The sequence below is a fragment of the uncultured Nocardioides sp. genome (assembly GCF_947489365.1).
In the GTDB taxonomy this organism is placed as follows: Bacteria; Actinomycetota; Actinomycetes; order Propionibacteriales; family Nocardioidaceae; genus Nocardioides.
The window spans coordinates 23,745-44,425 of record NZ_CANLDB010000008.1; the positions used below are offsets into that span (position 1 = coordinate 23,745).

Here is a 20,681-nt window from a genome sequence, read left to right on the forward strand (position 1 = left end):
CCTCAGCCCTCCAGCAGCGCGGACACGTCCTCGGCGAGCTGCGCCGCCGAGGTCTGCTCGTCCCACACCACGGGGACCCGGTCGTCGCCGTCGACGGCGGCGATGTAGGAGCCGTGGGCGACGTCGTACCCGCCGGAGGGCAGCTTGTCGCCCTTCTCGAAGAAGATGCTGAACGCCGCCGCGGCCTCCTGCAGCGACGCCATGTCGCCGGTCAGGCCGGTGAAGGACGGGTCGAACCGGTCCAGGTAGGCGCGGATCGTGGCCTCGTCGTCGCGGGCGGGGTCGGTGGTCACGAACACGACCTCCATCTCCTGGCGCTGCTCGTCGGAGAGGCGCGTGCGGGCCGAGGCCATGGAGGAGAGCACCACGTTGCAGATGTCGGGGCAGTTGGTGAACCCGAAGAACACCAGCGTCAGCGGGGCCTCGGTGTCGCTGACCAGGTCGTACGGCGCACCGTCGGTGTCGGTGAGCGTGACGTCCGGGACGACGTACGGGTCGTCGAGGACGTCGCCGTTCATCCCGTCGCCCTGGGTCCCGGCGGCGGCCTCGCCCACCTGCTCGGTGCCGCCGCAGGCGGCGAGCAGCATCAGGGGGACCACGGCGAGCCCCGCCGCGGTCCGGCGCAGACGGTCACGCACGTCGGCGTACCCCCTCGGCCAAGTCGGCGGCGGTGTCGCGGAGCGCGGCGAGGCCGGACTCGGTGTCGGGGGCGTCGAGCAGGCAGCGCACGAACGCGGAGCCCACGATCACGGCGTCGGCGTACGACGCCACCTCGGCGGCCTGGTCGCCGTTGGAGACGCCGAGGCCGACACCGACGGGGGTGTCGGTGGCGGCGCGCGTCCGGGCGACCAGCGGCCCGGCGAGCGAGCTCGTCGTCGTCCGGGCGCCGGTGACGCCCATCACCGCGGCGGCGTAGACGAAGCCCCGGCAGGCCTGCGCGGTCGTCGCGACGCGTGCGTCGGTCGACGACGGCGCGACGAGGAACACCTTGTCGAGGCCGCGCTCGTCGGCGGCGGCGATCCAGTCGGCGCCGTGGTCGGGCGTCAGGTCGGGGGTGATGAGCCCGGCCCCGCCCCCGGCGACGAGGCCGTCGGCGAACCGCTCGACGCCGTGCGCGAGCACGGGGTTCCAGTAGGTCATCACCAGCGTGGGCGCACCGGTGGCCGCGACCTCCTGCACGATCTGCAGGACCTCCGCGGTCCGGCAGCCGCCGTCGAGCGCCTGCTGGGCGGCGGCCTGGATGACGGGGCCGTCGAGCACGGGGTCGGTGTAGGGCAGGCCGACCTCGATCGCGTCGACGCCGGCCTCGACCATCGCCGTCATCGCGCGGACGGACGTCTCCACGTCGGGGAAGCCGGCGGGCAGGAAGCCCAGCAGGACCGCACGGTCCTCGGCGTGGGCGGTCGCGAAGGCGTCCGCCATCGTCCGGCCGGTCGTCACGGCGCTCATCCGCGGGGGTCCGTGTCGGGGTCGCCCACGGGGTCGGTGGTCGCCGCCTCGGGGTCGAGGCCGAACCAGCGGGTCGCGGTGACCATGTCCTTGTCGCCGCGGCCCGAGAGGTTGACCAGCAGCAGGGCGTCCGGGCCGTGCTCGGCCGCCAGGCGCGGACCCAGCTTGAGGGCACCGGCGATCGCGTGCGCCGACTCGATGGCCGGGATGATGCCCTCGCTGCGCGCCAGCAGGGCGAGCGCGTCCATGGCCTCGGTGTCGGTGACGGCCTCGTAGTGCGCCCGGCCGGTCGCGGCCAGGTGCGCGTGCTGGGGGCCGACGCCGGGGTAGTCGAGGCCGGCGCTGATCGAGTGCGACTCGACGGTCTGGCCGTCGGAGTCCGCGAGGATCATCGTCCGGCTGCCGTGGAGCACGCCCGCTCCCCCGCCGACGATGGTCGCGGCGTGACGGTCGGTGTCGACCCCGTCGCCGCCGGCCTCGTAGCCCCACACGGCGACGTCGGGGTCGTCGAGGAAGGCGGTGAACAGCCCGATGGCGTTCGACCCGCCGCCGACGCAGGCGGCGACCGCGTGCGGCAGCCGGCCGTAGCGCTCCAGGCACTGCGCCCGGGCCTCGTCGCCGATGCCGCGGGTGAAGGACTGCACCAGCGAGGGGAACGGGTGGGGCCCGGCCGCGGTGCCGAACAGGTACGCCGTCTCGTCGACGCTCGCGACCCAGTCGCGCATGGCCTCGTTGATGGCGTCCTTCAGCGTGGCGCTGCCGGACTCGACGGGCACGACCTCGGCGCCGAGCAGCCGCATGCGGGCCACGTTGAGGGCCTGGCGGCGGGTGTCGACGGCGCCCATGTAGACGGTGCAGTCGAGGCCGAAGAATGCGGCCGCGGTGGCGCTGGCGACGCCGTGCTGGCCGGCGCCGGTCTCGGCGATGACGCGCTTCTTGCCCATCCGCTTGGTCAGCAGGGCCTGGCCGAGGACGTTGCGGATCTTGTGCGCGCCGGTGTGCAGCAGGTCCTCGCGCTTGAGCAGCACCCGCACGCCGGCCTTCTCCGACAGGGCGCGGGCCTCGTAGAGCGGGCTGGGCAGGCCGGCGTACTCGCGGCCCACCTGGTCCAGCTCGGACCGGAAGGCCTCGTCCGCCATCGCCTCGGTCCAGGCGACGGTCAGCTCCTCGAGCGCGGCGACCAGCGCCTCGGGGATCCAGCGGCCCCCGAAGTCGCCGAACCAGCCGTTCTCGTCGGCGTCCCACGCCCCGTGGGCCACGCCCAGGCCCGCGGCGGTGCCGGCGGTGGTGGCGGTGGTGGTGGTGGTGCTCGTCGTCTCGTCCGTGGTCACGGTGCTCCTCCGGTGGTGCTCGGGACACCGGCCCGCAGGCCGGTCATGGCGGCGACGGCCGCCGTCGGGTCGCCGTGGCGCACGAGCGCCTCGCCGACGAGGACCGCGCGGGCCCCCGCGTCGACGTACGCCGCGGCGTCGGCGACCCCGCTGACGCCGGACTCGGCGACCAGCACCGTGTCGGCGCCGACCAGGGGTGCCAGCTCGGCGAAGACCCCGGGGTGCACCTCCAGCGTCTTCAGGTTGCGGGCGTTGACGCCCACGAGCTCGGCGCCGAGGTCGACGGCGCGGGCGGTCTCGGCCTCGTCGTGGACCTCGACGAGCGGGGTCATGCCCAGCTCGCGGACGAGGTCGTGCAGGCGGCGCAGGTCGTCGTCGGCGAGGGCCGCGACGATCAGCAGCACCAGGTCGGCGCCCGCGGCGCGGGCCTCCAGCACCTGGTAGTCGTCGACCACGAAGTCCTTGCGCAGCAGCGGGACGTCGACGGCGGCCCGGACGGCGACGAGGTCGGCGAGCGACCCGCCGAAGCGGCGCTCCTCGGTGAGCACGCTGATCGCGGCCGCGCCGCCGGCGGCGTACGCCCGGGCGAGCGTGGTCGGGTCGGGGATGTCCGCGAGGTGGCCCTTGCTGGGGCTGCGGCGCTTCACCTCGGCGATCACGCTCGAGCCGGCGTCGCGCAGGTGGGGCATGGGGTCGCGGGGCGCCGGGGCGTCCGCGAGGGCGGCCCGCACGGCGGCTGCGGGTCGGTCCGCACGGCGGCGGTCGAGGTCGTCGCGGACTCCGGCGACGATGTCGTCGAGCACCGACATGAGCTGCGGACCTCCTCGGGAGGGGACGGCGGGGGCCGTGCCCCAGTCTCGCACCCGGCTGGGCAGCGGCTCCTAGGAGGCCAGCCAGGGCCCGGGGGGCACCGGGGTGTTGCGGAGGACGGTGAAAGCGAGGACCACCACGCCCAGCGCCCACCAGGCGGCCCGCGGCACCCTCGACGCGTCCAGCGGGCCGGCGGGCCCGCGGCTGAGGACGACGACGCGACGCACCCACAGCGCGACCACGACGGGCAGCGCCACGACGAGCAGCAGGTTCGACGACACCGCCGCGCCGAGGTCGAGCGCGGTCAGGTCGTGCACGGCGCGGAGGCTGCCGCACAGAGGGCAGTCGAAGCCCATCAGCGCGGTCGGGCACACGCCCCAGGACCCGGGCCGGTGCGGGTCGCGCACGGCGAGGGCGGCGGTGGCGGCCACCACGAGGGCACCCGCCGCGAGCGGCGACGCCAGGCGGCGGGCCCGCGCGCCCACCGGGACCGTCAGTGCATGCCGAGCTTCGCCATGACGGCGAAGACCGGCAGGGCGGCGATCCCGAGGGCGACGCCGACCCAGAACAGGACCATGCTGACCGGGCTGAGCATGAGGGCGATGCCGCCGACGACGAAGCCGGCGATGCCCACCGTGACCGCCGTCCAGGCCGCGGGGGTGTTGCCGTGGTTGCTCGCCATGCCGGGTGCTCCTCTGTGTCGCGCGGATGCCGGTCCCGAGTCTAGTGGCGGGGTCCCTCGGTGGGGTCACGACCCTCGTCGAGCTCCCGCCAGATCTCGAGCGCCGAGCGTTCCGCGGGCGGGACCGCGGTGCCCGGGTCGTCCGCCGACCCGTCGCGGCCGGCGGCGCCCGTCGGCGCGTCGTACCGGCGGCCCATCTCGGGCCACCGCCGCACGTCGCGGACGGCGAGCGCGCAGGCGGCCAGCAGGAGGACGGCGGCGGGCGGCGAGGTCCACGCCCAGGCCGTCCAGGAGGTGGCCGCCCCGTCCAGGGGGCCGTCCGCGACCTCCGCGGCGACGCGGTCGTCGATGCCGAGCCAGCCGGTGAGGACCGCCGCGGCGGTCCCGAGGGCGGCGAGCACCGCCAGGGCGGCGACGACCCGTCGTACCCGGCCACGCACGACGAGGACGACGCCGAGCGCGGCGAGCGCCACCAGGGCGAGGGCGGTCACGGTGGGGTTGGTCGTGGCCAGGTCGAGGCCGGTGACGACCGTCTGGCCCGCGCCCTCGGCCGGTTCGGGGGCGCCGGCGACGTCCACCCAGGGCCGGTTGCCGGCCACGGCGAGGAGCGCCCCGGTGACGACCGCGACGAGCAGGACGGGGCCCATCGTGCTGCGACGGCGCCCCTCCGGTCGTCCGGGCGCCGGCTCGTCAGCCACCGGCGCGCCAGACGAGGTCGGCGTCGAAGCAGGTGGCGTCGCCGGTGTGGCAGGCGGCGCCCTCCTGGTCGACGACGAGCAGCAGGGTGTCGCCGTCGCAGTCGAGGCGCACCTCGCGCACCCACTGGCGGTGCCCGGAGGTCTCCCCCTTGACCCAGTGCTCCTGCCGGCTGCGGCTCCAGTACGTCGCCCGGCCGGTGGCGAGCGTGCGCGCCAGCGCCTCGTCGTCCAGCCACGCGAGCATCAGCACCTCGCCGCTGCCGTGCTGCTGCACGACGGCGGGCACCAACCCGTCGGCGGTGCGGGTCAGCCGGGCGGCGACGGCGGGGTCGAGGTCGGGCACCCCTCCAGTATCCCCGCCGTGCGGGCGGCTCAGGACACCGCCTGCTGGGCGACCCAGGACGCGTGGAGCGCGCCGTAGGTGCCGCCCTCGGCGAGCAGGTCGGCGTGCGGCCCGCGCTGCACCACGCGGCCGGCGTCGACGACGAGCACCTCGTCGGCGTTCTCGGCCGTGGTGAGCCGGTGCGCGATGGTGACCGAGGTGCGGTCGACCAGCAGGCGTTCGAGGGCGCGCCCGATGCGGACCTCGAGCTCGGGGTCGACCGCGCTGGTGGCCTCGTCGAGCACGAGCAGGTCGGGGTCGGCGAGCCGCGCCCGCAGCAGGCTGACGAGCTGGCGCTCCCCGGCCGAGAGCGCCTCGCCCCGCTGGCCCACCCGGGTCGCGAGACCGCGCGGCAGGCCGTGGACCCAGTCGTCCAGCCCGAGCTCCTCGGCGGCCTCGACGATCTCGGCGTCGGTGGCTCCGAGCCGTCCGTAGCGGATGTTGGCACCGACGGTGTCGTCGAAGAGGAAGCCCTCCTGCGGCACGAGCACGACGCTCGAGCGCAGGGACCGCTGGTCAACGCCGCGCAGGTCGACGCCGTCGAGCAGCACCGCGCCCTCGGCCGGGTCCATGAGCCGGGTCAGCAGCTTCGCGAACGTCGACTTGCCCGACCCGGTCTCCCCCACGACGGCCAGACGCGTGCCCGCGGCGAGCACGAGGTCGACGTCGCGCAGCACCGGCGGACCCCCGGGGTAGGCGAAGGTGACGTGGTCGAAGCGCACCTCGATCGGCCCGCGCGGCAGCGTCACGCCCTTCTCACCGGGATCGACCAAGTCGGCCGGGGTGTCGAGGATGCCGATGACGCGCCGCCAGCCCGCGATGGCGAGCTGGGCGTCGGTGAGGATCTGCGTGCCCATCTGCACCGGGCCGACGAACAGCGTGACGATGAAGGCGAACGCCAGGATCTCGCCCGCCGTGATGTCGCCCGCCAGGCCCAGCTGGATGCCGACCACGAGCACGCCCGCGTTGGCGAGACCGCCCGAGAGCCCACCGAGCGAGAACGAGACGGCCGTGAAGCCCTGCGCGCGGGTGCTCGCCTGCTGGTGACGCCGGATGGCCTCGTCGATGCGCTGCTGGGTGCGGTCCTCGACGGCGTAGGTGCGGACGACGGCGGCGCCGACGACCGGCTCCGAGATCGCCGAGAGCATCGTGCCGACCTGGCGCCGCACCACGCCGTACGCCGCGGAGAGGCGCTGCTGGAAGTAGCGCAGCGACAGGAACAGGGGCGCGAACGCCAGCCAGACCACGAGGGTGAGCTGCCAGGAGTAGACCGCCATCACGATCGTCGCGACCAGCACCTGCCCGACGCTGACGACGAAGAGGATGCCGCCGAAGACGAGGAACTGGCTGACCTGGTCGACGTCGGAGGTCACCCGGGACACCAGCGCGCCCCGCGACTCGGTGTTCTGGGTCAGCAGGGGCAGGTCGTGGACGTGGCGGAACGCCTTGGTCCGCAGCGTCGCCAGGCCCGTCTCCCCGGTGCGGAACAGCCGCGTCGTCATCAGGTACGACGCCACGCCGGTCAGCAGCACGGCGGCCGCCGCGAGCAGTCCCGTGCGGATGGTGAACGCGACGTCGGGGCCGCCGGGGGCGCCGAGGCCGTTGTCGAGGGTCTGCTGGATCGCGATCGGGACGACGACCTGACCACCCGTCGACAGCAGCGCCAGCAGCAGCGTGCCGACGATGCCCTGCTTGAGCTCCGGGGAGTGCACCACGCCGCGCCGCAGCGTGGCCCACATCCCGTTCGCCTCGCCGGAGTCCATCCGGGTGCTCATCGGGTCACCCCTGTCGGCTCCGCGGCCTCACTGTCGCTGTCGCTCTCGCTGTCGTAGGCGTTGACGAGGCGGGAGTACGACGGGCTGGTGGCGAGCAGCTCCGCGTGAGTGCCGCGACCGACGACCCGGCCGCCCTCGAGGTGCAGCACCTCGTCGGCGAGCGCGATGGTGGCCTTGCGGTAGGCCACGACGAGCAGCGTCGCGCCGTCGCCGTCCTCGGCCTCACGGAGCCCGGCGAGGATCCGTCCCTCCACCTCCGGGTCCACCGCGGACGTCGCGTCGTCCAGCACCAGCAGGCGGGGTCGCCGTACCAGGGCGCGGGCCAGGGCGATCCGCTGCCGCTGGCCGCCGGACAGGCTGGTCCCCCGCTCACCGAGGCGGGCGTCGAGGCCGTCGGGCAGGGCGGCCACGAAGCCGTCCGCCTGGGCGGTCCGCAGCGCGGCCCACACGTCCTCGTCCGCGACGTCCGCCCCGAGGGTGACGTTGCCCCGGACGGTGTCGTCGAACAGGAACGCGGTCTGGGGGACGACGGACACGGCGGTCGACAGCTCGCCGTGGTCGAGGTCGCGCAGGTCGACGCCGTCGACGAGGAGCCGACCGTCGTCCGGGTCGACGAGTCGGGTGACGAGGTCGGTCAGGGTGCTCTTGCCGCTGGCGGTGGCGCCCACGAGCGCGACGGTGCGCCCGGGCTCGACGGTGAACGTGAGGTCGCGCAGCAGCGGCTGGTCGGTCGCGTGGGAGAAGGCGAGGCGCTCGACGTCGAGCCGGGCGCCGCCCCGCGCGGAGGACGTCGCGAGCGTCGCGTCGCCGTACGGCATGCGGGCCGTCTCGTCGAGGACGTGGTGCACGCGGCGGTAGCCGACGACGCTGCGGGGGAACTCCCCGAGCAGCCAGCCGAGCGAGCGGATCGGGAACGAGACGACGGTGAGCAGGTACGCGACCGTCACCACGTCGCCGGGCTGGGTGGCGCCGGACAGGACGCGGGAGACGCCGACCACCAGCACGACCATGACGCCGAGGTTGGGCAGGGCGGCGAGGGCGGGGTCGAAGGCGGCGCGGATCCGGCCGGCGCGGACGAGGGTGTCCCGCAGCTCGCGGGCCCGGGCGCCGAAGCGCTCGGTCTCCTCGGCCTCCCGGCCGAGCGTCTTGACGACGAGCGCCCCGTCGAAGGACTCGTGCGCGATCTCGCTGACCTCGGCGCGCAGCTGCTGCGCGCGGGTGATCAGCGGCGAGGTCAGCCGTTGGTAGACGAGGTTCACGCCGATGACGGCGGGGAAGACCAGGAGGCCGACGGCGGCCATCACCAGGTCGGCGGTGAGCATCTGGGCGATGGCGATCACCATCATCGCGATGGTGCCGAGCGCCATGGGCAGCGGTGCGATCGGCGACCAGGCCGCCTCGACGTCCGCGTTGGCGTTGCTCAGCAGCTGGCCGGTGGGGTGCCGGGCGTGCCACGACATGGGGAGCGCGAGGTACTGGCGGGTGACCTCGCGGCGGTACGCCGCCTGCAGCCGGTACTGCATGATCCCGGCGCCCAGGCGGCGCGCGACGATGCCGACCGCGCGCAGCAGGGCGACCCCCACGAACAGCGCGACCACGGCGACGAGCACGCCGGTGCCGATCTCGCCGTCGCGCATCGCGGGGATCAGCGCGTTCTGCGTCGCCCACCCGAGCACCCACGCGTCGGCGACGGTCAGGGCGCCGAACAGCACGCCGCCGAACGTGGCGATCGCGAAGACGCCCGGCTGGCGGCGGATGCCGACCCCGAGCACGCGGAAGCCGTCGCGCATCGACACCGTCCGCGCGGCGTCACGCCCCGCCGCCAGCTCGGGGTCGAGCGACTCGTCCGTGGTCACCGTGTCCTCCTGGTCCCGAGAGCGTGCCGTCGGTCAAGTCGTACCCGGTGCACGGTATTCCGGCGCACCGACATCGCCGGCCCGCGGTGGGCGTCCTCACAGGTGTCACAGGGGTCCCATCCTGCTCTGGTTTCACCAGCCGGCTGGTGAAACCCCGACTGGGCCCACGAAGTTTCGTCCGCCAAGTCGGGGTTTCGCGGGTCGGCTGGTGAAACCCCCAGGCGGGCCCGGGCCTCTCCCGCGAGCGGCAGGCCAGGGCAGGAGGTGCGGGGCGTCAGCGGACGGGGTGACCGGCGGCGGCGAGGGCGGCCTTGGCCTCGCCGATCGAGACCTCGCCGAAGTGGAAGACGGTGGCGGCGAGGACGGCGTCCGCGCCGGCGTCGACGGCGGGGGCGAAGTGGTCGGCGCGGCCGGCGCCGCCGGAGGCGATGACGGGGATGCTGACGGCGGCGCGGACGGCGGCGATCAGCTCGAGGTCGAAGCCGTCGGTGGTGCCGTCGGCGTCCATCGCGTTGAGCAGGATCTCCCCCGCGCCCAGCTCGGCGGCGCGGACCGCCCACTCGAGGGCGTCGAGGCCGGCGGACTTCCGGCCGCCGTGGGTGGTGACCTCGAAGCTGGACGGCGTCCGGTCGGGGCCGGTGGTCCGCCGCGCGTCGACCGACAGCACGAGGACCTGGTTGCCGAACCGGTCCGCGATCTCGGCGACGAGCTCGGGCCGGTGGATCGCCGCGGTGTTCACGGCGACCTTGTCGGCGCCGGCGCGCAGCAGCCGGTCGACGTCGGCGCACGAGGCCACTCCCCCGCCGACGGTCAGCGGGATGAACACCTGCTCGGCCGTCGCCGACACGATCTCCAGGGTCGTCTCGCGACCCTCGTGGGAGGCGGAGATGTCGAGGAACGTCAGCTCGTCGGCGCCCTCGGCGTCGTAGGTGCGCGCCAGCTCGACGGGGTCGCCGGCGTCGCGGAGGTCGACGAAGTTGACGCCCTTGACCACGCGACCGGCGTCCACGTCGAGGCACGGGATCACCCGGACGGCGAGGCTCACGCGCCGGCCCCCGACTCCCGCGGGTGGTCGCCCCGGGTCAGGGCGAGGGCGGCCTCCAGGGTGAAGCGGCCCTCGTAGAGCGCGGTCCCGGCGATGGCGCCCTCGACCCCGTCGTCCACCAGGTCCATCAGCGCGCGCAGGTCGTCGAGCGTGGTGACCCCGCCGGAGGCGATCACGGGCGCGTCGGTGGCGGCGCACACGTCGCGCAGCAGCTCCAGGTTCGGGCCGGCGAGCATGCCGTCCTTGTTGACGTCGGTGACCACGTAGCGCGCGCACCCCTCGGAGTCGAGCCGCGCGAGGACGTCGTACAGGTCGCCGCCCTCCCGGGTCCAGCCGCGGGCGGCCAGGGTGCGGCCGCGGACGTCGAGGCCGATCGCGATCCGGTCCCCGTGCTCCGCGATCACCTTCGCGCACCACTCCGGCTGCTCCAGCGCGGCGGTGCCGATGTTGACGCGGCGGCACCCGGTGGCCAGGGCGGCCTCCAGCGACTCGTCGTCGCGGATGCCGCCGCTCATCTCGACGTCGATGTCGAGGGCGCCGACGATCTCGGCCTGCAGCGCGCGGTTCTGCCCGCGGCCGAAGGCGGCGTCGAGGTCGACGAGGTGCAGCCACTCGGACCCGGCGTCCTGCCACCGCATCGCGGCGGCGACGGGGTCGCCGTACTGCTTGCCGGAGCCGGCGACGCCCTGGGCGAGCTGGACGGCGCGGCCCTCGGTGATGTCGACGGCGGGCAGGAGCTGGAGGTAGGTCACGGGAGGTCTCTCTCAGAGGGTGGCGATCCAGTTGCGCAGCAGCGCGGCGCCGGCGTCGCCGGACTTCTCGGGGTGGAACTGCGTGGCCCACAGCGGGCCGTTTTCGACGGCCGAGACGAAGTCCGCGGTGCCGTGGGTCGTGCGGGTGACGAGCGGGGCGCGGGTGCGGCCGTCGGTGACGAGCTTCCAGGTGCGCACGCCGTAGGAGTGCACGAAGTAGAACCGCTCGTCGGTGATGCCCGCGAACATCTGCGTGCCCTCCGGCGCCTGCACGGTGTTCCACCCCATGTGGGGCACGACGGGCGCCTGCAGCCGCTCGACCGTCCCGGGCCACTCCCCGCAGCCCTCGGTGTCGACGCCGTGCTCGATCCCGCGGGAGAAGAGGACCTGCATGCCGACGCAGATCCCCAGCACCGGCCGACCGCCGGCCAGGCGGCGTCCGATGGTCTCGTGCCCGCGGACGGCCCGCAGCCCGGCCATGCAGGCCGCGAACGCGCCGACGCCGGGCACCAGCAGGCCGTCGGCCGCCATCGCCGCGCCGCGGTCGGCGGTCAGCTCGACCTCGGCACCGGCCCGCTCGACCGCGCGGACGGCGGAGCGGAGGTTGCCCGAGCCGTAGTCCAGGACGACGACCCGCTTCGCGCCGCTCAGAGCGCACCCTTGGTCGAGGGCACGCCGGTCTCGCGCGGGTCGAGGGCGATCGCGTCGCGCAGCGCCCGGGCGACGGCCTTGAACTGCGCCTCGACGATGTGGTGCGGGTCGCGGCCACCGAGCAGCCGCACGTGCAGCGTGAGGTGGGCGTGGTGCGCGATCGACTCGAGCACGTGGGCGGTCAGGGAGCCGGCGTACGGCACGCCGGAGCCGCCGATGAGCGCGTAGGGCTGGCCGTCGGGCTCGCCGGAGTGCACGAAGTAGGGACGACCGGAGACGTCGACCACCGCGTGGGCGAGGGCCTCGTCGAGCGGGACGGTCGCGTCGCCGTACCGGCGGATCCCGGACTTGTCGCCGAGCGCCTCGCGCAGCGCCTGGCCGATGACGATGGCGGTGTCCTCGACGGTGTGGTGGCCGTCGATGTGGACGTCACCCTCGGCGCGGACGACCAAGTCGACCAGCGAGTGGCGGGCGAGCGCGTCGAGCATGTGGTCGTAGAAGCCGACGCCGGTCGACACGTCCGCGCGGCCGGTGCCGTCGAGGTCGAGCTCGACGGTGATCGACGACTCCTTGGTGGCGCGCTCGAGGCGGGCGGTCCTGTGCGTGCTGCTCATCGGGGGAGCTCCTTCAGGCTGGTGGCCAGCGCGTCGCGGAAGGCCTGGTTCTCGTGCGGCGTGCCGACGGAGACCCGCAGCCAGCCCTCGGGGCCGGTCTCACGGACCAGCACGCCGTGGGCGAGCAGCGCCTCCCAGACGGCGTGACGGTCGTCGAAACGCCCGAACAGGACGAAGTTCGCGTCGCTGTCGGCGACCGCGAGGCCCTGCTCGCGCAGCCAGCCGACCAGGGCGTCGCGCTCTGCGCGGAGCTCCGCGACGCGGCCGAGGAGCTCGTCGGCGTGGCGCAGCGCGGCGAGCGCGGCGGCCTGCGTGAGCGACGACAGGTGGTAGGGCAGGCGCACCAGCCGCAGGGCGTCGCAGACCTCCGGGGCGGCGGCGAGGTAGCCGACGCGACCGCCGGCGAGGGCGAACGCCTTGCTCATGGTGCGGCTCACGACGAGGTTGCGGTGCGCGCCGAGGCGCTCGACCGCGCTGGGGGTGCCGGCGCGGCGGAACTCGCCGTACGCCTCGTCGATGACGACCAGCCCGCCGACCTCGGCGACCGCGGCGCAGACGACGTCGGTGGTCTCCGGCGCCAGCGCGGTGCCGGTGGGGTTGTTCGGGCTGGGCAGCAGCACCACCGAGGGCCGGTGCTCGGCGACCAGCGCACGCACGTGGTCGAGGTCGAGGGTGAAGTCGGCCTCGCGGTGCCCGGTCACCCAGGTGGTCGAGGTGCCGCGGGCGTACTCCGGGTACATCGAGTACGTCGGGGTGAAGCCGAGCGCCGTGCGGCCCGGCCCGCCGAAGGCCATGAGCAGCTGCAGCATGACCTCGTTCGAGCCGTTCGCGGCCCACACCTGGGAGACGTCGAGGGCCACGCCGGTGTCGCGGCCCAGGTACGCCGCCAGCGCCTCTCGCAGCGCGACGTGCTCGCGGTCGGGGTAGCGGTTCAGCTCCAGCGCGGCCTCGCCCACCGCCGCGGCGATGTCGGTGGCGACAGCCTCGCTGGGCCCGTACGGGTTCTCGTTGGTGTTCAGCCGGACCGGGACGTCGAGCTGGGGGGCGCCGTACGGCTCGAGGCCGCGCAGCTCCGGACGGATCGGCGGCCAGGCCGCGTCCGTCACCTGCTCGGCGCTCACCGGGGCTCGACCCGGATGCGGACGGCCTCGCCGTGGCCGGGGAGGTCCTCGGCCTCGGCGAGCGCGACCACGTGCGGCGCGACGTCGCGCAGCGCGGACTCGTCGTAGGTGACCATGTGGACCGTGCGGGTGAAGGCGCGCACCGACAGGCCCGACGAGTGGCAGGCGCAGCCGCCGGTGGGCAGCACGTGGTTGGACCCCGCGCAGTAGTCGCCGAGCGAGACCGGCGTGTGCGGGCCGACGAAGATGGCGCCCGCGTTGCGCACCCGCAGCGCCCACTCCTCGGCGTCGACGGTCTGGACCTCGAGGTGCTCCGCGGCGTACGCGTCGACCACGGCGAGACCCTGCTCGAGGTCGTCGACCATGACGATCGCGGACTGCGCGCCACGCAGCGAGGTGCGGATCCGCTCCTCGTGCCGGGTCCGGGACACCTGCTCCTCCAGCGCCACCTCGACCTTGTCGGCCAGCGCCTCCGACGGCGTCACCAGGACGCTCGCCGCGAGCTGGTCGTGCTCGGACTGGCTGAGCAGGTCGGCGGCGACGTGGGCCGGATCGGCGGTGTCGTCGGCGAGGACGGCGATCTCGGTCGGGCCGGCCTCGGAGTCGATGCCGACGACGCCCTTCAGCAGCCGCTTGGCGGTGACGGTCCAGATCGAGCCGGGCCCGGTCACGAGGTCGACGCGGCGGCACGGGCCGGCGCCGTACGCGAACATGGCGACGGCCTGGGCGCCGCCGACGGCGTACACCTCGTCGATGCCGAGCAGCGCGCACGCGGCGAGGATCGTCGGGTGCGGCAGGCCGCCGAACTCCTTCTGCGGGGTCGACGCGAGCGCGATCTCGCCGACGCCCGCGACCTGGGCGGGGACGACGTTCATGACGACGCTGGAGACCAGCGGGGCGATGCCGCCGGGCACGTACAGGCCGACGCGGCCCATGGGGACGACGCGCGTGCGGACCTGGGCACCCTCGGCGGGCGTCGAGACCACGTCGGTCTCCAGCTCGGCCTCGGACGTCGCCCGCAGCCGGCGGATGGACTCCTCGAGCCCGGCGCGCACGGCGGGGTCGAGCTCGGCGAGGGCCTTCTCGCAGGCCTCCGGCGGGACGGCGATGTCGTCCTGCTCCACGCCGTCGAACCGGGCGGAGTACTCCGTGATCGCGACGACGCCGCGGCGTCGTACCTCGTCGCAGATGGCCTGGACGGCGGGGATCGCGGCCTCGATGTCGAAGTCCGCGCGGGGCAGGGCGTCGCGGTAGTCGACATGACCGTGCTCGGTGCCCTCGGTGGCAGCCGTCGTCCGGAGGTCGATGCGTCGCAACATGCCTGCGATTCTAGGCGCCGCGCCGGGACCGGCGTGACTCGGCCGGGGCGCGGGCCGGCGGGCGCCGCGAGAGTGGGGACTAGAGTCGCGGACGTGACCGAGGCGCTGCCGATGTTCCCGCTGAGCAGCGTCCTGTTCCCCGGCGCCCGCGTGCCGTTGCGGGTGTTCGAGGACCGCTACACCGCCCTGGTGCGGCACCTGCTGACCGAGCCCGACCCCGCGCAGCGGCTCTTCGGCTCCGTCGCGATCCGCGAGGGCTTCGAGGTCGGCGACCACGGCAACCAGTCGTTGCACCGGGTGGGCTGCCGGCTCCAGCTCGGCGAGGTCGAGGAGACGCCCGACGGCGGCTTCACCGTCGTCGCCACCGCCCGCGACCGGATCCGCCTGGACGGGCTCGAGACCGACGGGGAGTTCCCGGTCGGCCGGGTGGAGGTGCTTCGGGAGGACGACGTCGCGGTCGCGCCGGAGACGGTCGAGCGGGTGAAGTCGACGTTCACGGCCTACCGGGCGACGCTGGCGCAGATCAGCGGCGACCCCTACACGGGGCGGCTGCCCCACGACCCGGTGATGCTGTCGTGGGTGCTCGCCGCCACCGCTCCCCTGCCCCACCCGGACCGCCAGCGGCTGCTCGAGGCCGACGACGTCGCCGTGAGGCTCGACATGGTCACCGAGATGCTGCGCTCGGAGCTGCGGGCGATGAACGCCATCCCGTCCCTCCCCGCGACCGACGTCGCCCGCACGGGCTGGTCGCCCAACTGAGCCGTCGCCCGGCCCGGCGGGGCGGCGCGTCCCCGGGGACGCCGGCGACGCGCGCCGCCGCGGCGGCCGGGGTCGAGGTCGTCGCGCACCCCTACGACCACGACCCTCGCAGCGCGTCGTACGGCGAGGAGGCGGCCGACGTGCTCGCCGACCGGCTCGGCGTCGAGGCCGGGCGGGTGCTGAAGACCCTCGTCGTGCGCACCGCCGCCGGGCTCGCCGTCGCCGTCGTCCCGGTCACCGAGCGCCTCGACCTCAAGGCCGTCGCCCGCGCGCTCGGCGCCCCGCGCGCGGAGATGGCCGACCCCGCCGACGCCGAGCGGTCCTCCGGCTACGTCGTGGGCGGCATCTCGCCGCTGGGCCAGAAGCGCCCGCTGCCGACCGTCGTCGACGAGACCGCGCTCGGCCACGCCACCGTCTTCGTCTCCGGCGGTCGCCGGGGCCTCGACCTCGAGCTGGCCCCCGCCGACCTCGTCCGTGTCACCGGCGCGACGACCGCCCGCGTCGGCCGGCCCCGCTAGCCGAGTCGGCCCGAACGCACGCCGTACCAGGCCCGAGTCGGCCCGTACGCACCCAATATCAGGCCCGAGTCGGCCCGAACGCACGCCGTACGAGGCCCGAGTCGGCCCGTACGCACCCAATATCAGGCCCGAGTCGGCCCGAACTGTCACCGTCGGGGCCGACCCGACCTCCCCGACGTCTGCGTGCGGGCCGACTCGGCGTCGCTGACGCGTGCGCTCGGGCCGACTCGACGCCCCTGGCGCGTGCGTTCGGGCCGACTCGACCTCCCCGACGCGTGCATTCGGGCCGACCCGACCTCCCTGACGCGTGCATTCGGGCCGACTCGACGCCCCTGACCGTGCGCTCGGGCCGACTCGACGCCCCTGACGGGTGCGTTCAGGCCGACCCGACCTCCCCGACGCGTGCATTCGGGCCGACCCGACCTCCCTGACGCATGCATTCGGGCCGACTCGACGCCCCTGACCGTGCGCTCGGGCCGACTCGACGCCCCTAACAAGTGCGTTCGGGCCGACTCGGCGTCGCTGGCGAGTGCGTTCGGGCCGACTCGGCGTCGCTGACGCGCGCGTTCGGGCCGACTCGACGTCGCTGGCGCGTGCGTTCGGGCCGACTCGGCGCCCCTGACGGGTGCGTTCGGGCCGACTCAGCGTCAGGGGGTGCGCTCGGGCCGGGTCCCGCGCCAGTCCAACGAGGCCGTCCCCGCAGCGGGGTCGCCGAGCCCGGCGCGCGGGCCGCGGTCGGCATGGGTGGCGTCGTCGCCGTGCTCCCCGGGCCCGCCGTGCTCGGCGTCAGGGCGGTCGGCGGAGCGGGCGAAGCCGAGCAGGGTGACGACGAGGCCGACGAGCAGCCCGCCGGGGAGGGCGAGCCACGGGGCGGGGCCCGCGAGGGTGAGGTCGCCCACCAGCGGGGTGTAGTCCTCGGCGCCGTCGGCCAGGGACGACGGGTCGGGCGGGCCGAGCAGGTGGCCCACGGCGTACATCAGCAGCCCGGCGACGACCGCGGCGACGGTGGCCACCCCCACCACGGCGAGCTCGTCGCGGCGGGTGACCCAACCGACGACCAGCCCGGCCACCAAGCCCAGGGCGAGCGCGATGACCACGAAGGTGCCGGTGGCGTCGAAGGCCGAGCGGGCGCCGTCGGAGTCGAGGACGAACTCGCCGGCGAGCGCCACCCCGGTCGGCGGCGTCCACAGCGCCCACCACAGGACACCCGCGACCGCACCGGCGACGAGCAGGGCGACCGCGACCGCGGCCGGCCAGACGACGCGTCGCTCGCGCGTCGGTCCCGTCGCCCTCACCCGGCGAGGCACCCCGGACCCAGGAGCTGCTTCAGGTCGGCGAAGAGCGCCGAGCTCGGCGTCACGCGGAGCGCGTCGTCGAGGCGGAGCACGGTGGTCTGCTGGCGGGCCATCAGCCTCAGTTGTACCTCGGTCGTCCCCGGGTGGGTGCCGAGGACGGCCTTGAGGGAGGCGACGACCGGCGGCGTGCAGCGGGTCGACGGCAGCGACAGCACGACCGGCCCGGAGCTGCCCTGCGACAGGTCGGGGACCGTCACCTCCTGGCCGCGCAGCTCGGGGGTCTCCTTGTCGCGGGAGAGCCGGCCCTTGACGGTGAGGATGGCGTCCTGACCGAGGAACGGGGCGGCCAGCTGGTAGCTGTTCGGGAACAGCAGCACCTCGATCCCGCCCTCGAGGTCCTCCAGGGTGACCGTCGCCCAGGCGTCGCCGCGCTTGGTGATCTTGCGCTGCACGGCGGTGACCAGGCCGGACACGGTGACCATCGCCCCGTCGGGCCGCTCCTCGTCCAGCAGCAGCGCGCCGATGGTGCAGTCGGTGCCCCGCGACAGCACGTGCTCCATGCCCAGCAGCGGGTGGTCGGACACGTAGAGACCGAGCATGTCGCGCTCGTGGCCGAGCAGGGTGGTCTTGTCCCACTCGTCGAGGTCGGGCACGGCCACCGAGACGCCGAACCCGGCGCCACCGTCCCCGTCGTCGAGCCCCGCGAACAGCGAGTCCTGGCCGATGGCCTCGTTGCGCTTGATGTCGACGTACTGGTCGACGGCGCCCTCGTGGACGGCGACCAGAGCCCGACGTCGCAGCTTCATGTCGTCGAACGCGCCGGCCTTGATCAGCGACTCCACGACCCGCTTGTTGCACACCGGGGCGGGGACCTTGCCGAGGAAGTCGTCGAAGCCGGTGTAGCGGCCCTGCTCGGCGCGTGCCGCGACGATGCCGTCGACGACGTTGGCGCCGACGTTGCGGACCGCGGTGAGGCCGAACCGGATGTCGGCGCCCACCGAGGTGAACGTCGCCTGCGACTCGTTCACGTCGGGCGGGAGGACCTGGATCTTCATGCGACGGCACTCGTTGAGGTAGATCGCCATCTTGTCCTTGTCGTCCTTCACGGACGTCAGGAGCGCGGCCATGTACTCCGCGGGGTAGTTCGCCTTGAGGTACGCCGTCCAGTACGACACCAGCCCGTACGCCGCCGAGTGCGCCTTGTTGAAGGCGTAGTCGGAGAACGGCAGCAGGATGTCCCACAGCGTCTTGATGGCGGCCTCGGAGTAGCCCCGCTCCTTCATGCCGCCCGAGAAGCCGACGTACTGCTTGTCCAGCTCCTCCTTCTTCTTCTTGCCCATCGCGCGACGCAGGATGTCCGCCTGGCCGAGGCTGTAGCCCGCGAGCTTCTGCGCGATGGCCATGACCTGCTCCTGGTACACGATCAGGCCGTACGTCTCCCCCAGGACGTCCTCGAGCGCCTCGGCGAGCTCGGGGTGGATCGGCTCCACCGGCTCGCGCCCGGTCTTGCGGCGGGCGTACTTGTTGTGCGAGTCCGCGCCCATCGGGCCGGGACGGTAGAGCGCGCCGACCGCGGAGATGTCCTCGAAGGTGTCCGGCTTCATCGAGCGCAGCAGCGCACGCATCGGGCCGCCGTCGAGCTGGAACACCCCGAGGGTGTCGCCCCGCTGCAGCAGCTCGTACGTCGGGCCGTCGGTCAGCTCGAGGTCCTCCAGGACGACGGTCTCGCCGCGGTTGAGCTCGATGTTCTTCACCGCGTCGTCGAGGACCGTGAGGTTGCGCAGCCCCAGGAAGTCCATCTTGATCAGGCCGAGCGACTCGCACGTCGGGTAGTCGAACTGCGTGATCATGGCCCCGTCGGCGGGCCGCTTGAGCAGGGGGATCACGTCGATCAGCGGCTCGCTGGACATGATCACGCCGGCCGCGTGGACGCCCCACTGGCGCTTGAGGCCCTCGATGCCGATCGCGGTGTCGACGACGCGCTTGACGTCGACCTCCTGCTCGTACAGCGAGCGGAACTCGCCGCCCTCGCCGTACCGCTTGTGGTTCGGGTCGAAGACCTCCTGCAGGGGCACGTCCTTGCCCATCACCGACGCCGGCATGGCCTTGGTGATCCGGTCGCCCATCGCGAACGGGTAGCCGAGGATCCGGCTGGAGTCCTTGACGGCCTGCTTCGCCTTGATGGTGCCGTAGGTGACGATGTAGGAGACCCGCTCGTCGCCGTACTTGTCGGTGACGTAGCGGATGACCTCGCCGCGACGACGCTCGTCGAAGTCGATGTCGAAGTCGGGCATCGAGACGCGGTCGGGGTTGAGGAACCGCTCGAAGATCAGGCCGTGGACCAGCGGGTCGAGGTCGGTGATCCGCATCGCGTAGGCCACCATCGAGCCCGCGCCGGAGCCACGACCAGGGCCCACCCGGATGCCGTTGTCCTTCGCCCAGTTGATGAAGTCGGCGACGACCAGGAAGTAGCCGGGGAAGCCCATCGTCGTGATGACGCCGAGCTCGTAGTCGGCCTGCTTGCGGACCTCGTCGGGCACGCCGTGCGGGTAGCGGACGGCGAGCCCGCGGTCGACCTCCTCGACCAGCCAGGTCTGCTCCGTGTGGCCCTCCGGCACCGGGAAGCGGGGCATGTAGGTGCCGTTGCCGGGGGTGAACTCGACGTCGCACCGCTGGGCGACGAGCAGGGTGTTGTCGCAGGCCTCCGGAAGGTCGCGCCAGATCTCCCGCATCTCGGCCGCGGTCTTCAGGTAGTAGCCGTCGCCCGAGAAGGCGAACCGCTGGCCCGGGCCGTCGCCGGCGGGGATGTCCATCGTGGAGCCGGAGTTGATGCAGAGGAGGTGCTCCTGGGAGGCGGAGTCCTCCTTCATCACGTAGTGGGAGTCGTTCGTCGCGAGCAGCGGGATCTTCAGGTCCTGCGCCAGGCGCAGCAGGCCGTCGCGGACCTGGTTCTCGATGGACAGGCCGTGGTCCATCAGCTCGAGGAAGTAGTTCTCGCGGCCCAGGATGTCCTGGAACTCGCCCGCCACCGCGCGGGCCGCCTCGTAGTTGTCGTGGCGCAGGTGGACCTGCACCTCGCCCGACGGGCAGCCGGTCGTGCCGATCAGGCCGCGCCCGTGCTGGCTCAGCAGCTCGCGGTCCATGCGGGGCTGCTTGAAGTAGCCGTCGCGCCACGAACCGGTCGAGAGCCGGAACAGGTTGTGCATGCCCTCGGTCGTCTCCGAGAGCAGCGTCATGTGCGTGTAGGCGCCGCCCGCCGAGACGTCGCCGCGGGGGTCCTTGCGGCCGTCGTAGAAGAAGTGGCCCGACTTGTCGAAGCGCGAGGAGTTCGGCGTGAAGTAGGCCTCGATGCCGATGATCGGCTTGACCCCGGCGTCCTTCGCCTTCCGGTAGAACTCGTAGGCGCCGAAGACGTTGCCGTGGTCGGTCATGGCCACGGCGGGCTGGCCGAGCTCGGCGGCCCGCTGGGTCAGCGCGCCGAGGCGGGCCGCGCCGTCGAGCATGGAGTACTCGGTGTGGACGTGCAGGTGGACGAACTGGTCGTTCGCGGGGGTCGCCATCGTGGTGCCGGGTTCCTCGCCGGGTCGGAGGTGCAGGACGGTGGAGCGGTTCTGCCGGTGGGGT

General features: G+C 74.0%; 20 protein-coding genes. 2 read left to right on the top strand and 18 right to left on the bottom strand.

The window, feature by feature from the left end:
* Window positions 1-2 precede the first annotated feature (2 nt).
* The 16 genes from Q0858_RS18505 to hisD form a co-directional block, all read right to left on the bottom strand.
* Complete coding sequence (locus tag Q0858_RS18505; RefSeq protein WP_299057618.1) at window positions 3-638, bottom strand: SCO family protein; 636 nt, start codon at window positions 636-638, stop codon at window positions 3-5.
* Window positions 631-1,449, bottom strand: a complete 819-nt coding sequence (gene trpA, locus Q0858_RS18510; protein ID WP_299057619.1) for a tryptophan synthase subunit alpha — start codon at window positions 1,447-1,449, stop codon at window positions 631-633. Before trpA ends, Q0858_RS18505 begins: the two co-directional genes overlap by 8 nt.
* Window positions 1,446-2,714 (bottom strand): tryptophan synthase subunit beta, encoded by a 1,269-nt coding sequence (gene trpB / locus Q0858_RS18515; RefSeq protein ID WP_299057947.1) that lies wholly within the window; start codon window positions 2,712-2,714, stop codon window positions 1,446-1,448. Before trpB ends, trpA begins: the two co-directional genes overlap by 4 nt.
* Window positions 2,715-2,776: 62 nt before the next feature.
* On the bottom strand, window positions 2,777-3,589 hold the full coding sequence (gene trpC, locus Q0858_RS18520) for an indole-3-glycerol phosphate synthase TrpC (RefSeq protein WP_299057620.1): 813 nt from the start codon (window positions 3,587-3,589) through the stop codon (window positions 2,777-2,779).
* A gap of 72 nt (window positions 3,590-3,661) precedes the next feature.
* Window positions 3,662-4,075: a DUF2752 domain-containing protein gene (locus Q0858_RS18525; protein ID WP_299057621.1), complete on the bottom strand. Its 414-nt coding sequence runs from the start codon at window positions 4,073-4,075 to the stop codon at window positions 3,662-3,664.
* Window positions 4,076-4,083: 8 nt separating this feature from the next.
* The gene (locus Q0858_RS18530; RefSeq protein ID WP_299057622.1) at window positions 4,084-4,272 is read right to left on the bottom strand and encodes an HGxxPAAW family protein; all 189 of its coding nucleotides are present in this window, start codon (window positions 4,270-4,272) and stop codon (window positions 4,084-4,086) included.
* A gap of 41 nt (window positions 4,273-4,313) precedes the next feature.
* Window positions 4,314-4,970: a Trp biosynthesis-associated membrane protein gene (locus Q0858_RS18535; protein WP_299057623.1), complete on the bottom strand. Its 657-nt coding sequence runs from the start codon at window positions 4,968-4,970 to the stop codon at window positions 4,314-4,316.
* Complete coding sequence (hisI, locus tag Q0858_RS18540) at window positions 4,963-5,313, bottom strand: phosphoribosyl-AMP cyclohydrolase (RefSeq protein ID WP_299057625.1); 351 nt, start codon at window positions 5,311-5,313, stop codon at window positions 4,963-4,965. Before hisI ends, Q0858_RS18535 begins: the two co-directional genes overlap by 8 nt.
* Window positions 5,314-5,342: 29 nt before the next feature.
* Entirely contained in the window at window positions 5,343-7,127 is a 1,785-nt protein-coding gene (locus Q0858_RS18545) for an ABC transporter ATP-binding protein (protein WP_299057627.1), read from the bottom strand.
* Window positions 7,124-8,983, bottom strand: a complete 1,860-nt coding sequence (locus Q0858_RS18550) for an ABC transporter ATP-binding protein (protein WP_366916023.1) — start codon at window positions 8,981-8,983, stop codon at window positions 7,124-7,126. Before Q0858_RS18550 ends, Q0858_RS18545 begins: the two co-directional genes overlap by 4 nt.
* Window positions 8,984-9,257: 274 nt before the next feature.
* Complete coding sequence (gene hisF, locus Q0858_RS18555; protein ID WP_299057629.1) at window positions 9,258-10,028, bottom strand: imidazole glycerol phosphate synthase subunit HisF; 771 nt, start codon at window positions 10,026-10,028, stop codon at window positions 9,258-9,260.
* Window positions 10,025-10,780, bottom strand: a complete 756-nt coding sequence (gene priA / locus Q0858_RS18560) for a bifunctional 1-(5-phosphoribosyl)-5-((5-phosphoribosylamino)methylideneamino)imidazole-4-carboxamide isomerase/phosphoribosylanthranilate isomerase PriA (protein ID WP_299057631.1) — start codon at window positions 10,778-10,780, stop codon at window positions 10,025-10,027. Before priA ends, hisF begins: the two co-directional genes overlap by 4 nt.
* A 12-nt stretch (window positions 10,781-10,792) precedes the next feature.
* Window positions 10,793-11,431 carry an imidazole glycerol phosphate synthase subunit HisH gene (gene hisH / locus Q0858_RS18565; RefSeq protein ID WP_299057951.1) on the bottom strand — a complete coding sequence of 213 codons (639 nt, stop codon included), beginning with the start codon at window positions 11,429-11,431 and terminating at the stop codon, window positions 10,793-10,795.
* Window positions 11,428-12,045 carry an imidazoleglycerol-phosphate dehydratase HisB gene (gene hisB, locus Q0858_RS18570; protein WP_299057633.1) on the bottom strand — a complete coding sequence of 206 codons (618 nt, stop codon included), beginning with the start codon at window positions 12,043-12,045 and terminating at the stop codon, window positions 11,428-11,430. The genes hisH and hisB overlap by 4 nt, the downstream gene beginning before the upstream one ends.
* Window positions 12,042-13,166, bottom strand: coding sequence for a histidinol-phosphate transaminase (locus tag Q0858_RS18575; protein WP_299057635.1), 1,125 nt, complete (start codon window positions 13,164-13,166; stop codon window positions 12,042-12,044). The genes hisB and Q0858_RS18575 overlap by 4 nt, the downstream gene beginning before the upstream one ends.
* Window positions 13,163-14,485, bottom strand: coding sequence for a histidinol dehydrogenase (hisD, locus tag Q0858_RS18580; protein WP_299057637.1), 1,323 nt, complete (start codon window positions 14,483-14,485; stop codon window positions 13,163-13,165). Before hisD ends, Q0858_RS18575 begins: the two co-directional genes overlap by 4 nt.
* Window positions 14,486-14,578: 93 nt before the next feature.
* On the opposite strand from hisD, the gene Q0858_RS18585 reads away from it, so the two are divergent.
* Window positions 14,579-15,244, top strand: coding sequence for an LON peptidase substrate-binding domain-containing protein (locus Q0858_RS18585; RefSeq protein ID WP_299057639.1), 666 nt, complete (start codon window positions 14,579-14,581; stop codon window positions 15,242-15,244).
* Window positions 15,241-15,762, top strand: a complete 522-nt coding sequence (gene ybaK, locus Q0858_RS18590; RefSeq protein ID WP_299057953.1) for a Cys-tRNA(Pro) deacylase — start codon at window positions 15,241-15,243, stop codon at window positions 15,760-15,762. Before Q0858_RS18585 ends, ybaK begins: the two co-directional genes overlap by 4 nt.
* A 647-nt stretch (window positions 15,763-16,409) precedes the next feature.
* On the opposite strand, the gene Q0858_RS18595 is transcribed toward ybaK, so the two are convergent.
* Window positions 16,410-17,057: a hypothetical protein gene (locus Q0858_RS18595; protein ID WP_299057641.1), complete on the bottom strand. Its 648-nt coding sequence runs from the start codon at window positions 17,055-17,057 to the stop codon at window positions 16,410-16,412.
* Window positions 17,054-20,617 (bottom strand): DNA polymerase III subunit alpha, encoded by a 3,564-nt coding sequence (dnaE, locus tag Q0858_RS18600; RefSeq protein WP_299057643.1) that lies wholly within the window; start codon window positions 20,615-20,617, stop codon window positions 17,054-17,056. The genes Q0858_RS18595 and dnaE overlap by 4 nt, the downstream gene beginning before the upstream one ends.
* Window positions 20,618-20,681: the final 64 nt, after the last annotated feature.

What these genes read in the sequence shown, in the direction of transcription:
- hisD (WP_299057637.1), bottom strand. Translation starts at nt 14,485, where the DNA reads ATGTTGCGACGCATCGACCTCCGGACGACGGCTGCCACCGAGGGCACC.
- Q0858_RS18530 (WP_299057622.1), bottom strand. Translation starts at nt 4,272, where the DNA reads ATGGCGAGCAACCACGGCAACACCCCCGCGGCCTGGACGGCGGTCACG.
- trpC (WP_299057620.1), bottom strand. Translation starts at nt 3,589, where the DNA reads ATGTCGGTGCTCGACGACATCGTCGCCGGAGTCCGCGACGACCTCGAC.
- Q0858_RS18545 (WP_299057627.1), bottom strand. Translation starts at nt 7,127, where the DNA reads ATGAGCACCCGGATGGACTCCGGCGAGGCGAACGGGATGTGGGCCACG.
- trpA (WP_299057619.1), bottom strand. Translation starts at nt 1,449, where the DNA reads ATGAGCGCCGTGACGACCGGCCGGACGATGGCGGACGCCTTCGCGACC.
- hisB (WP_299057633.1), bottom strand. Translation starts at nt 12,045, where the DNA reads ATGAGCAGCACGCACAGGACCGCCCGCCTCGAGCGCGCCACCAAGGAG.
- dnaE (WP_299057643.1), bottom strand. Translation starts at nt 20,617, where the DNA reads ATGGCGACCCCCGCGAACGACCAGTTCGTCCACCTGCACGTCCACACC.